12 protein-coding genes are annotated in these 12,457 nt (G+C 66.3%); 6 read left to right on the forward strand and 6 right to left on the reverse strand.

The window, feature by feature from the left end; translation table 11 throughout:
- Nucleotides 1-11: 11 nt before the first annotated feature.
- Complete coding sequence (gene rpmB, locus BRO63_RS21660) at nucleotides 12-248, reverse strand: 50S ribosomal protein L28 (RefSeq protein WP_006390601.1); 237 nt, start codon at nucleotides 246-248, stop codon at nucleotides 12-14.
- A gap of 355 nt (nucleotides 249-603) precedes the next feature.
- Complete coding sequence (locus BRO63_RS21665; protein WP_256943061.1) at nucleotides 604-1,803, reverse strand: Bcr/CflA family multidrug efflux MFS transporter; 1,200 nt, start codon at nucleotides 1,801-1,803, stop codon at nucleotides 604-606.
- Between the two features lie 155 nt (nucleotides 1,804-1,958).
- On the opposite strand from BRO63_RS21665, the gene BRO63_RS21670 reads away from it, so the two are divergent.
- From BRO63_RS21670 to BRO63_RS21690, 5 genes are all read left to right on the forward strand, one after another.
- Nucleotides 1,959-3,221: a class I SAM-dependent methyltransferase gene (locus BRO63_RS21670; RefSeq protein ID WP_088141783.1), complete on the forward strand. Its 1,263-nt coding sequence runs from the start codon at nucleotides 1,959-1,961 to the stop codon at nucleotides 3,219-3,221.
- Nucleotides 3,222-3,737: 516 nt separating this feature from the next.
- Nucleotides 3,738-4,739, forward strand: a complete 1,002-nt coding sequence (locus BRO63_RS21675) for an ABC transporter substrate-binding protein (RefSeq protein ID WP_088141784.1) — start codon at nucleotides 3,738-3,740, stop codon at nucleotides 4,737-4,739.
- Between the two features lie 236 nt (nucleotides 4,740-4,975).
- Complete coding sequence (locus tag BRO63_RS21680; protein WP_054451215.1) at nucleotides 4,976-5,833, forward strand: ABC transporter permease; 858 nt, start codon at nucleotides 4,976-4,978, stop codon at nucleotides 5,831-5,833.
- A complete protein-coding gene (locus BRO63_RS21685) occupies nucleotides 5,830-7,089 on the forward strand; it encodes a quaternary amine ABC transporter ATP-binding protein (RefSeq protein WP_088141785.1) in 1,260 nt (419 codons plus the stop codon). The genes BRO63_RS21680 and BRO63_RS21685 overlap by 4 nt, the downstream gene beginning before the upstream one ends.
- A gap of 120 nt (nucleotides 7,090-7,209) precedes the next feature.
- On the forward strand, nucleotides 7,210-7,584 hold the full coding sequence (locus tag BRO63_RS21690) for a tautomerase family protein (protein ID WP_054451217.1): 375 nt from the start codon (nucleotides 7,210-7,212) through the stop codon (nucleotides 7,582-7,584).
- A gap of 73 nt (nucleotides 7,585-7,657) precedes the next feature.
- Here BRO63_RS21690 and BRO63_RS21695 read toward each other — a convergent pair whose 3' ends face one another.
- The 3 genes from BRO63_RS21695 to BRO63_RS21705 all read right to left on the reverse strand — a co-directional run bounded on the left by BRO63_RS21695 (nucleotide 7,658) and on the right by BRO63_RS21705 (nucleotide 10,433).
- Nucleotides 7,658-8,623 (reverse strand): Bug family tripartite tricarboxylate transporter substrate binding protein, encoded by a 966-nt coding sequence (locus tag BRO63_RS21695; protein ID WP_088141786.1) that lies wholly within the window; start codon nucleotides 8,621-8,623, stop codon nucleotides 7,658-7,660.
- 89 nt (nucleotides 8,624-8,712) lie between these two features.
- Nucleotides 8,713-9,189: a MaoC family dehydratase gene (locus BRO63_RS21700; protein ID WP_088141787.1), complete on the reverse strand. Its 477-nt coding sequence runs from the start codon at nucleotides 9,187-9,189 to the stop codon at nucleotides 8,713-8,715.
- Nucleotides 9,186-10,433, reverse strand: a complete 1,248-nt coding sequence (locus BRO63_RS21705; protein ID WP_088141788.1) for a CaiB/BaiF CoA transferase family protein — start codon at nucleotides 10,431-10,433, stop codon at nucleotides 9,186-9,188. The genes BRO63_RS21700 and BRO63_RS21705 overlap by 4 nt, the downstream gene beginning before the upstream one ends.
- Before the next feature lie 71 nt (nucleotides 10,434-10,504).
- Between BRO63_RS21705 and BRO63_RS21710 the strand changes: the two genes are divergently transcribed.
- A complete protein-coding gene (locus BRO63_RS21710) occupies nucleotides 10,505-11,401 on the forward strand; it encodes a LysR family transcriptional regulator (protein WP_256943062.1) in 897 nt (298 codons plus the stop codon).
- 8 nt (nucleotides 11,402-11,409) lie between these two features.
- Here the strand turns inward: BRO63_RS21710 and BRO63_RS21715 are convergent, their stop codons facing one another.
- Entirely contained in the window at nucleotides 11,410-12,402 is a 993-nt protein-coding gene (locus tag BRO63_RS21715) for a Bug family tripartite tricarboxylate transporter substrate binding protein (RefSeq protein WP_088141789.1), read from the reverse strand.
- Between the last annotated feature and the right edge of the window lie 55 nt (nucleotides 12,403-12,457).

Here is a 12,457-nt window from a genome sequence, read left to right on the forward strand (position 1 = left end):
GGGGAGGCTGATTAAGCCAGTTCGCCGCGGGCACGCATGTCGGCCAGCACGGCGTCGATGCCGTTCTTGTCGATCGTGCGGATGGCCTTGGCCGAAACACGCAGGCGGACCCAGCGGTTTTCGCTTTCAACCCAGAACCGGCGCGATTGCAGGTTGGGCAGGAAGCGACGCTTGGTCTTGTTGTTCGCGTGCGAAACATTGTTGCCCACCATCGGGCCTTTGCCGGTCACTTGGCATACGCGTGCCATGGATGCACCTCTTTAGGTCGTTCTTTTGTCGCGCATCGCTTGGGGGGTAGACAGGGTTTCAGCCGCCGGGCTGTACAGGCGCTTGCGCTGCCTTTGCCGGCCACCCAGTCTTAGTGGATGAGGGGAGGTCGGAATGGCTGTCAAAGCCCAGTCTGGTCCGCCCCAGTGCTTATACCCGCTGCCTGCCACCCGCTGGATTCTTGGAAGAATCTCTGGAAATCCCGAAGGGAATCACCAGACATTGCGCGGTTGGGGTCAGAGTGCTGAACTACAAAGCATAGTAGTCCGGCACGGGAAACTTCATGTGAAGACTTAGATTCTAATACGAAAAGCGTAATTAAATCAAGCAGCCAGGCTAGCTGGTGTGCGATTGCGCCACGCGGCCCGAGATCCAGGACAGGCAGGCGCAGGCCGCCAGCGTGGTCGTCAGGGGCAGGGCGCTGTCGGTCTGCCAGGCGCTGACGGCGAAACCGGCCAGCGCGCCGCAGGACAATTGCAGTGTTCCCAGCAGCGCCGAAGCCGCGCCCAGCCGCTTGCCCTGGTCCGCCAGCGCCAGCGCCGCCGAATTGGGATTCACGAAGCCCTGGCTGCCCATGTAGCAGATCAGGCACAGCATCAGCAGGGGCAGGGTCATCCAGCCGGCCAGCGTCAGCGCGACCGCGGCCAGGCTGGCGCAGGCCAGCGAGGTCAGGGCGCGGCGCTGCAATTGGCGCGGCGTGTAGGTGCGCAGCAGGCGGGCGCTGATCTGCGAGCAGACGATGAGCGACAGCGCGTTGGTGCCGAACAGCAGGCCGTAGTACTGGGGTGGCACGCCGTAGAGTTCGATGAAGACGCGCGGCGAGCCGATGATGTAGGCGAACATGCCTGCCTGGCCGAAGCCGCCGGCCAGGCTGTGCGCCATGAAGCCGCGATGGGCGAACAGGCCGCGGTAGTTGCGCAGTATGGTGTGCCAGCGCAGCGGCACCACGCGCTCGGGCGCCAGCGATTCCTTCATGATCAGGATGACGGCGGCCATCAACATCGCGCCGCCCGCCAGCATGACCCAGAACAGGCTGCGCCAAGAGGTGATGGCCAGCAACTGGCCGCCGGCCAGCGGCGCGAGGATGGGGGCGAGGCCCATGATGAGCATCAGCAGCGACATGGCGCGGGCCGCTTCATGGGTTTCGTAATGGTCGCGGATCACCGCGCGCGGGATCACGATGCCGGCGGCGCCGCCCATGGCCTGCACCACGCGCCAGCCGGTCAGCGCTTCCACCGATCCGGACAGCGCGCACCCCAGGGAACCGATCATGAACAGCGTCAGGCCCACCAGCAGAGGCGGCTTGCGGCCGTAGCGGTCGGCCATCGGGCCATAGAACACTTGCACCATCGCCAGGCCGATCAGGTAGGCCGCCAGGGTGCGTTCGACGTCGCCGCGGGACACGCCCAGGTTCGCCGCGATCGTGGGGAACGCGGGCAGGTACATATCGATGGCGAACGGACCGATCGCGGTCAGCGCGCCCATGAGTATCAGCCAGCCGGGCAGGCTGCTGCGGAAGGACTGTGAAGGGGGCATGTCGATTGCGGTGTAGCGCAGTGGCAGGGCCCGGATGCGGTTTGTTGCACGGTTTGGGCCAAGTAAACGACTGTATCACGGGCAACCTTACAAGCAAATTGCAAGTTTTTTCCGATAAAGTCATTGCGGTCCGTACGTATTCCAGAGGAGAAGTCGTGAATCCTTTGTTGTCTGTTGTGGAACGCAAGCTTCAGGCCCTGCCGGTCCCGGTCCAGTTGGTTCTGCCCGACGGCGCCGTGTTGGGGCCGCCCGAACCCCGCGTCCGTTTCGTCACGCACGACAAGACCGCCCTGGCGCATCTGGCCGAAGGCGCGGTGGGCGTGTTGGGGCAGGATTACGTGGAAGGCCGCATCGACATCGAAGGCAATATGCGCGATGTGATGGCGGCGGCCTCGGCGCTGCTGCCCGGTTCGCCGGTGGACGCGGCCCGCGGCGGCTGGCTGACGGAGCTGGTGCGCAAGGTGGTGTCGGTCTGGCGCCATTCGGTCGAGCGCGACGCCAAGCAGATCGAGTTCCACTACGACCTGTCGGATGATTTCTACGCGCTCTGGCTGGACCCGCGCCGGGTCTATTCCTGCGCCTACTACCGCGAACCGGACATGACGCTGGCCCAGGCCCAGGAAGCCAAGCTGGACCACATCTGCCGCAAGCTGCGCCTGCGCGCGGGCGAGCGGTTCCTGGATGTGGGCGCGGGCTGGGGCGGCCTGCTGCTGTGGGCCGCCGAGAACTACGGCGTGGACGCCACCGGCATCACGCTGTCGCGCAACCAGCATGCCCATGTCAGCAAGCTGATCCAGGAAAAGGGCCTGGCGGGCCGGGTCCGCATGGAACTGCTGGACTACCGCAAGCTGGACGAATCCGCGCCCTACGACAAGATCGCGTCAGTCGGCATGTTCGAGCACGTGGGCCGCGCCCAGCTCGAAGGCTATTTCGCCAAGCTGCGCCGCCTGCTCAAGCCTGGCGGACTGATCATGAACCATGGCATTACCGCAGCCGGCGTCTACAACGCCGAGCTGGGCAACGGCATGGGCGAATTCATCGAGAAGTACATCTTCCCGGGCGGCGAGCTGACCCACGTCAGCGTGGTGCTGGAAACCCTGACCAACGGCGGGCTGGAAGAGGTGGACGTGGAAAACCTGCGGCCGCATTACGCGCGCACCCTGTGGGCCTGGAGCGATGCGCTGGAGGCGCATCTGCCTGAAGCGGCGCGCATCCTGGGCGGCGAGCAGGGCGAGCGTTCGCTACGCGCCTACCGGCTGTACCTGGCCGGCTGCGCCATGGGCTTCGAGCACGGCTGGATTGCGCTGCATCAGATCCTGGGCCAGCACCCGGCGACAGGACGCGCCGACGAATTGGACAATCCGTCGGATCTCGCCTACCCCTGGCGCCGGGACTACATGTACGGCCAGAACGAGTAGCGGCCGGCAGGTGTCCGCAGGGCGGCCGGTTTCAATGGAATGGGCGCCGGAAAACGGGGCGAAACGCGTCCACCCGCTGGCCGGAACCGCGATTTCCGGCCGGTTTGAAGCCGCTAAAGCGTATGGGTATGAATTTATTATTTACTAAATGTATCAATGCAACTGAATCAAAATCCCCTAGGGAAAGTCGCGGTTTCACTCCTTGCGCTTGCGGGTAATCCCGGACCGTTTTTCCGGGAAATGTATCTGATTCATTCCGGGATGGGGTTGGGTTGAGCATCAATTTCGTTTAAGATGCTGGCTTCTTCGTTCAGTTTGTTCACTTTCTGTGGGTTTTCAAAAACTGCGTTTTTGAAGCTCCTGTCTTGCAAGATGCCGCACCCTCGCGGACCGTCTTGTTGCTAGTGTCGGTTTGTATTGGCGGTTCTGCCCGTCTTCCGCACAACCCCCTTAGCTCCATGGCACTTCCGGGCCCAAGCCTGGCGTGTGTCCCTGAACCTATGGAGGCAAAAGCCAATGCGTTTTACCCCTGTCAAGACCCTGGCCGCCGCGGCTGTGTTCTTCGCCTTTGCCGGTGCGGCCCAAGCCGCCGATGCCGTCCAGTGCGAAATCAAGCGCCCGGTCAATTTCGGCGCGATGAACTGGGAATCCAACCTGGTCCTCGTTGACGTCGAACGTTTCATCATGGAAAAGGGCTACGGTTGCAAGACCGAGACCCTGCCGACCGAGACCCTGCCCGCCCTGGCCGCGCTGGAGCGCGGCGACCTGGATATCAACACCGAGATCTGGCTGAACAGCGTGGCCGAGCCCTGGGACCGCGCCGAGAAGACCGGCAAGGTCAAGCGCATCGGCGACCTCTACATGGGCGCCGAGGGCTGGTACATCCCGCGCTACACGGCCGAACGCCTGCCTGAACTGAAGTCCGCGGCCGACCTGCCGAAATTCAAGGACAAGTTCAAGGATCCGGAAGAGCCGGGCAAGGGCCGCTTCTACGGCTGCCCGGCAGGCTGGGGCTGCGAAATCACCAGCAACAACCTGTTCCACGCCCTGAAGCTGGACGACTCCTACACGCTGTACTCGCCCGGCACGGGCGCGGCGCAGAAGGCCGCCCTGATGTCGGCCTACAAGCGCAAGCAGAACGTCGTTTTCTACTACTGGTCGCCCACGCCGCTGGTCGGCGCGATGGACTTGGTCAAGCTTGACATGTCGCCCTACGACGCCGAAAAGCACAAGTGCCTGACGTCGCCCAAGTGCGCCAAGCCCGAGCCCAGCGCCTATCCCGACAATCCCGTCTTCACGGCGGTGAACACCAAGTTCTCCGAGGAAGCGCCAAAGCTCACCGAATTCCTGTCCAAGGTCTCGGTGCCGCTGCCGGTGATCAACGAAACCCTGGCCCACATGGAAGAGTCCGGCGACGAAGCCAACGCCGTGGCCAAGTGGTTCCTGAAGAACAAACCCGACGTCTGGACCAAGTGGGTCCCCGCCGACGTCGCCGGGCGCGTCCAAAGCGCGCTGTAACCCGCCATGTGCCTGGCTGCGCGCCGTCGCGGCGCGCACCGGCCCTTCCCTGGGGCCGGATTCTTTTGCCAGGATGGCCGCCGGCCGGGCGCTAGCGCCCGGGCCGAGATGCGCTGGCGCTGCCGGGATGGCCGGCCGTTTTCTAGCTGGAAGCCGCAAGCTTGCGCCGCATTGCCCGATTCCTGGGCAGTCGGGCGCGGTCCGGGCGGTGAGTGCGCCAGAATGGAGTAGAACGAATGTTTCCTGAAATTATTCCCGCCCGGCAGGTCCGGGGGGCGATCGACGGCTTTGTCGATCACTTGGTCACCAACTATGCCGACACGCTGGAGACCCTGTCCCAGCCCGTCCTGCATGCCCTGGTGTGGCTGGAGCAACTGCTGCGCAATTCGCCCTGGTGGGCGGTGGTCGCGGTCACGATCGCGATCGCCTGGGGTGTCAGCCGCCGCATCGGCCTGAGCCTGGCGATGGGCGCGCTGCTGTGCGTGATCGGCGTGCTGGGCCTGTGGGACGCCGGCATGCAGACGCTGGCGCTCATGATCATGGCGGCCGGCCTGTCGGTGATCATCGGCATCCCGCTGGGCGTGCTGATGGCGCGGGTCAACTGGCTGCGCTCCATCATGCTGCCGGTGCTGGACGTGATGCAGACCATGCCCAGCTTCGTGTACCTGATTCCGGTCGTGATGCTGTTCGGCCTGGGCAAGATCCCCGCCATCATCGCCACCGTGATCTACGCCGTGCCGCCGCTGATCCGCCTGACCGACCTGGGCATCCGCCTGGTCGACCGCGAGGTGCTGGAAGCCTCGCGCGCCTTCGGCGCCAATCCGCGCCAGCAGCTTTTCGGCGTGCAGCTGCCGCTGGCCTTGCCCAACATCATGGCCGGCATCAACCAGACCACGATGATGGCCTTGTCGATGGTGGTGATCGCCTCGATGATCGGCGCGCGCGGCCTGGGCTATGAAGTGCTGCTGGGCATCAACCGCCTGGAAGTGGGCCGTGGCCTGCTCGCGGGCTTGGGTATCGTGGTGCTGGCCGTGCTGTTCGACCGGATCACGCAATCGTATGGACAGCGCATGCGCATGGGAGGCCAGCGATGAGCAAGATCGAGGTCAAGAACATCTACAAGGTCTTCGGGCCGCACCCGAAGAAATGGCTGGAAGCCGCCCAGGGCGGCATGAGCAAGGAACAGCTGCTGGCCGAAAGCGGCCACACGCTGGGCCTGCGCGATATCAGCCTGTCGATCGAGGAAGGCAGCATCTACGTCATCATGGGCCTGTCGGGTTCCGGCAAGTCCACGCTGATCCGCCACTTCAACCGCCTGATCGAGCCCAGCGCCGGCCACATCCTGGTCGATGGCGTGGACGTGGTCAGCCTGAACAAGCGCGACCTGGAAGTCTTCCGCCAGAAGAAGATGAGCATGGTGTTTCAGCGCTTCGGCCTGTTCCCGCACCGCACCGTGCTGGACAACGCCGCCTACGGCCTGACCGTGCAGGGCGTGGGCCGCGCCGAACGTGAAAAGCGCGCCCGCGAATGGCTGGACCAGGTGGGCTTGTCGGGCTTCGAGAACCAGTATCCGCACCAGTTGTCGGGCGGCATGCAGCAGCGTGTCGGCCTGGCCCGGGCGCTGGCCACCGATGCCGAAATCCTGTTGATGGACGAGGCCTTCTCGGCGCTGGATCCGCTGATCCGCCGCGAGATGCAGGACCAGTTGCTGCAATTGCAGGCCAAGCTCAACAAGACCATCGTCTTCATCACGCATGACCTGGACGAGGCCCTGCGCCTGGGCAACCGCATCGCCATCCTCAAGGACGGCGAACTGGTGCAGGAAGGCACGCCGGAAGACATCCTGCTGAACCCGGCCAACGACTACGTGCAGTCGTTCCTGCAGGACGTGAACCGCACCAAGGTGCTCAACGCCACGCACGCCGTGAACCCGGCGCGCCTGACCTTGACCATGCGTTCGCGTCCCGCCCACGCCATGGACCGCATGCGCGCCCTGAGCTACGAGTACGCGCCGGTGCTGGACGGCAAGCGGTTGGCCGGCGTGCTGACCGCCGAGGCCGCCACGCGCGCCATCGAGGAAGGCGCGCGCGACATCTCCCGCTACGTCGAGGACCTGGCTTCCGTGCCCGCCACGGCAGGCCTGGGCGAGGTGCTGGCCCAACTGGTGCACAGCGACCAGCCGGTCGCGGTGACCGGCGAGGACGACGAGTTCATCGGCATGCTGTCGCGCAAGAAGGTGGTGGAGCTGGTGACGCCGGCCCTGGCCGAAACCGCGCCTGCGGCGGAAGCCGCCGCTGCCGCCGAGACGCAGGAGCAGTCCGAACCCGAGCGCCGCGACCAGGCGGCCTGACAGGGATAAACCCTAATCCGGATCGGGGCCGCGCGGCCGTCTGCGCGGCCCCGATCCGGATATGATGGTTTGCCGGCCGCCTGGGCCGGTTTCTCCTTTTTCGGAACATCGGAATCCGTCATGCCTATTTTGAATGTCCAGATCATGGAAGGCCACACGGCCGCCCAGAAGGCCGCGCTGTTGCAGGCCGCGTCCAACGCCGTCGTCGAAAGCATCGCCGCGCCGCTGCCCAGCGTGCGCATCGTGCTGCAGGAAGTGCCGGCGGCGCACGTGATCGTGGGCGGTGAAATCGGCAAGGCCATGGCGCGCGTCGACGTCGCGCTGATCTCCGGCCGCGACGAAGCCAAGAAGGCCGCGCTGATCGCGGCTCTGAACCAGGCGGTGTGCGCCAGCATCGGCATCTCGGGCCAGGACGTGCGGGTGCTGCTGCGCGACGTGCCCAATACCGACATGGGCGCGGCCAACGGCATCACGGCCAAGGCCAACGGCCGCTGAGCTTGCTGCCAGTTCGACAGCTCCAGCAAAACGCCCGCGATAGCGGGCGTTTTGCATAGTCCTTCAGCAAGCGTCAGTCCAGCTTCACGTTGGCGGCCTTCACCACTTCTCCCCACCGCGCAATCTCGCTCTTGATATAGGCGGCATATTCCTGCGGCGTGGATCCCAGCGCCTGCGCGCCTTGCGCCTTGAGCTGCCTGGTCATTTCAGGCGATTGCAGCGCGCGGCGGATTTCGGCGTTCAGTTTGTCGATGATCGGCGCAGGCGTGCCTGCCGGCACCACCACGCCTTGCCAGGCGCCCATCTCGAATCCGGGCGCCACCGTTTCCGCCACCGTCGGCACGTCGGGCAATTGCTCGCTGCGCGTGCCGCTGGTCACCGCCAGCGCGCGCAGCTTGCCTTCGCGGATGAAACCCAACGAATCGTTCAGCGTATTGGTCATGAGCTGTACCTGCCCGCCGACCAGGTCCGTCATGGCCGGGGCGCTGCCGCGGTAGGGAACGTGCACCGCATCGATCTCGAGCGAGCGCAACAGCAACAAAGCGCCCAGGTGCGTGACGTTGCCGGCGCCGGCCGAACCATACGACAGCTTGCCGGGATGCTCGCGCGCATACTGCACGAACGTCCGGGTGTCCGGCGCCGGCACCGACGGATGCACCAGCAGCACCAGCGGGATCACCGCCGTGGATGACACCGGCGCGAAGTCCTTGACCGGATCGAAGGCCAGCGACCGGTACAGATTGGGACTGAGCGCGATGGAGGAGGTGTTGTACAGCACGGTGTAGCCGTCGGGCTTGGCGGCAGCCGCGTACTGCATGCCGATGTTGCCGTTGGCGCCGCCCTTGTTTTCGACCACGACGGTCTGGCCCAACTGGTCGGTCAGCTGTTTGGCCAGCACCCGGGCGACCAGGTCGGTCGGCCCGCCGGGCGGGAAGGGCACCACCATGGTGATGGGGCGCTCGGGCCAGGCGGCTTGCGCGCTTGCGGCGCCTCCCAGCGCCAGGATGGCGAGGCAGCCCGCCAGCAGTGCTTTCTTCATTGCTTGTCTCCTTGTGCTGTTTTAGTGACGCGGACCGCGTCCGGACGGCAGCGCCCTCTGCGCGGAGCGCTTGGCCGTCCGATGAAACCTCAGGGCCTGCCAGCCAGCATGCGCGTGGCCGTGTAGGCCATCACCGGCTTGCCGTGCTGGTTGCGTACCTCGATGGCGGATGTGACCACGGCCCGGTTGCGCTGCGAGGTGGGGCGTACGCCCGTGACTTCGATCTCCGCCCAGATGGTGTCGCCCGCGACCACGGGCGCCAGCATTTTCTTGTGGACTTCCAATAGCGCCAGCCCGGTGCCTTGCACCATGCCCTGCATGATCAGCCCCTCGATCAGGCCGTAGGTCAGCGCGCCGGGGGCGGGGCGGCCCTGGATCGCGCCGTGGGCATAGGTGGCGTCGATGAAGATCGTCTCCAGCATGCCGGTCACGCTGATGAAGTTGACGATGTCGGTCTCGGTCACGGTGCGGCGGAACGTCTGGAAGCGCTGGCCCACGGCCAGGTCCTGCCAGTAGTAGCCCTGGCCGAGCTGCTTGATGCCTGCGGCGTTGCGGTCTGCGGTCATGCGGGTTCCTTGCGATTGACTAGGGTTGAGGAATGCGCGTCGCGGGCGGCGCCCGATTCCAGAAGCTCGGCGATCCGGGCCTCGTCCAGGCCGGCCTGCCGCAGCACGTCCAGCGTGTGCTCGCCCAGGCGCGGCGGCATTGCGGCCGGCACATGGGAGCGCTGCAGGCGCACGGGGTTGCGGGGAAAGCGATAGCGGCTGCCGGAGGCGCTTTCCAGCGGCGTGAAGAAATCCACGCTTTGCAGATGCGGATCGGCCTCCAGGTCCTGCAGGCGGTTGACCGGCGCGGCGGGGATTTCCAGGCGCGCGCACAGCGTCAGCCAGTAGGCGGTATCGCGCCCGGCCACGATGCCGGCCTGCAGTTCGTAGAGCGTTTCGATGTGCCGCGTGCGCGACGCGATGTCGGCAAAGCGCGCGTCCTGCGCCAGATCGGGGCGGTCCGCGGCGATGAAGAAGTCGTGCCAGTGGGCATCGGTATAGGGCATCAGGCAGACATGGCCATCGGCGGTCTTGCAAGGCTTGCGCCAGGGCGTGAGCACGCGCGGATAGCCGGCCTCGCCGGGTTCGTCGGCCAGGTGCCTGCCGTAGTAATGCTCGACCAGCGTGTAGGACGCCATGCTCTCGAACATGGGCACTTCCAGCTGCTGGCCCGCGCCGGTGCGCTCGCGCTGGAACAAGGCGGCCAGGATGGCGTGGGCCGCGATCAAGCCGCAGGTCTTGTCGGCAGCCACGGTGGGCAGGTAGCGCGGCGCCCCCGTCTGGCGGTCCACCAGGTCGGCCAGGCCCGACAGGCCCTGGATGATGTCGTCATAGGCGGGCTGGCCGTCGTAGGCGCCGCCCGCGCCGAAGCCGTACAGGCCGGCGTAGACCAGCCGTGGATTGCGCGCACACAGCGTATCCGGGCCCAGCCCCAACGCGGCCATCTTGGCCGGGCGCATGCTGTGCATCAGTACGTCGGCCTGGTCCGCCATCGTCAATAGCGCCTGCCGCGCCGCTGCCTGCTTCAGATCCAGGACGATGCTGCGCTTGTTGCGGTTCAGGCCCAGGAAGATGGCGGCCAGCCCGGGTTCCTGGGCGGGGCCGGTATGCCGCGTGGAGTCGCCCGCAGGCGCCTCCACCTTGATCACGTCGGCGCCATAGTCGGCGAGTATCTGCGAGGCGTAGGGGCCAAACACCACGGACGTCAGGTCCAGGATGCGCACGCCGCCCAAGGCGCTGGCTGGGGTTGGGGGAGAGGCTGTCATGGCGGGAATCCTATCGGCCAGCCGCATACGCGTCTAATATGGCTTGGGTATTGGGCGATATGGAATTTGTTATGGCTATCGATTTACGGCAGCTCCGGCAGTTCGTCACCATTGCGGAACTGGGCAGCTACCGGCGGGCCGCCGACACCCTGCACATTGCGCAACCGGCGCTATCGGTCTCGATCCAGAAGCTGGAGCATGCGGTGGGCGTGCCGCTGCTGGTGCGCGGCGCCAAGGGCGTGGCGCCGACCCCTGCGGGACAGGCGCTGATGGCGGATGCCCGGCGCGCGCTGTTCCACGCCGACCAGGCGCGCCAGGCCGCCCGCCGCGTGGCGCTGGGCGAATGGGGCACGCTGCGGCTGGGGTTCGTGGGTTCGGCCACCTACATGCTGCTGCCGCGCTGCCTGCCGGCCTTTCGCGCGCAGTATCCGGACGTGCAGCTGGACTTGCGCGAGGACAGCACGGTAGGCCTGGTCGCGATGCTGCGCGCCAACGATATCGATGCGGGACTGGTACGCGGTCCGCTGGCGGAAGACGCGGCGCTGGATTCCTGGGTGGTGGAGCGCGACGACCTGATCCTGGCGGTGCCGGCGGGGCATCCGTTGGCCGCGGGCGGGCCGGTCAGCCTGGAGCGTGCCCGCGGCGAGAACTTCGTGCTGTATTCGCCCCTGAAGGTGCCGGGCCTGCACGGCGTGGCGCAGGCGCTATGCCTCAAGGCGGGATTTTCGCCGCGCATCAGCCAGGAGGCGATACAGGTGCAGACGCTGATCAGCCTGGTGGCCAGCGGCATGGGGCTGGCGCTGGTGCCCGGTGTGACGCGCGCCTACTCCACCCCGCACGTGGCCTTCGTGCCGCTGACCGACCCCGATGCGCACGATGCGCTGTCCCTGTCGCTGGTGACGCATCGCGACACCTCCTGCGCATCGGTGCTGCGCCTGCGCGACTGCATGCTGCGTCCCGCAGGCTGAAGGCGCGGCTAGGGCTTCAGGCCCAGTTCGGCCACGAATCTCTTTTCTTCCGCCACCTGCCGGATCGCGAAGTCGGTGTAGGCGGCGCTGTCCATCAGCATGTGCGGCTGGTCGGCGGTTTCCAGGGCGCGGTTGTATTCCGGATCGCGGGACGCGCGGTGGAAGGCCTGCTGCAGTGCGCGTGTGATGTCGGGATCCATGCCCTTCGGTCCGGCGATGCCGACCGGGTTGGCCGCGACGATGGGATAGCCCAGTTCCGTCAGCGTGGGCACGTCGGGCACGCGCTTGGCGCGGGTTTCTCCCAGCACCGCCAGCAGGCGGGCCTTGCCGGTGTCTATCATCGGCCCCCAGCCCGCGTCCGAGATCATCTGGATGTGGCCGCCCAGTAGCGCCGTGGTCTCCTCGGCCGCACCCTTGTAGGGGATGAAGTTGAAGCGCGTGTTCGTCAGGCGCGACAGGCGTTCGATCGCGATGCGTCCCGAGCCGCCGGTGCCGGTGCCGCCGTAGCTGATCTTGTCGGGATGGGCGCGAGCGTCCGCAAGCAGCTCGTCCAGCGTGCGCCAGGGCGCGTCCTCGCGCACCACGATGGCGTAGGAGTAGGCCGTCATGCAGGCGACGTAGGTGAAGTCCTTGAGCGGGTCGTAGTTGACCTGCTGCAGGAAGGGGTAGCGGAACAGCGTGCCGACCACCACCGACACCGTATAGCCGTCCGGCGCGGCTGTGTGCGCCATGGCCGCCGGGCCCAGCGTGCCGCCCGCGCCCGGGCGGTTGGCGATGACGACCGTCTGCCCCAGCTCGCGCGAGGCCGCGATTGCCAACGCGCGCATCTGGGTGTCCGTCGCGCCGCCTGCCGGAAACGGCACGATGAGCGTGATGGGGCGTGTGGGGAAAGCTGCCGCGCTGGCCGGACGCTGCAAGGACAGCGCGGCGGGCAAGGCCGCGCCCAGCTTGAGCAGACTGCGTCGTCGGGGCGAGGGAAGGCTGCGATGAGGATCGTTCATGATGGTCTCCGTCCTGGTTTTGGTCGCTGGGAAGGTCGGGCGGGCTGGCCGTATG

The organism is Achromobacter xylosoxidans, assembly GCF_002192695.1.
In the GTDB taxonomy this organism is placed as follows: Bacteria; Pseudomonadota; Gammaproteobacteria; order Burkholderiales; family Burkholderiaceae_B; genus Achromobacter; species Achromobacter xylosoxidans_C.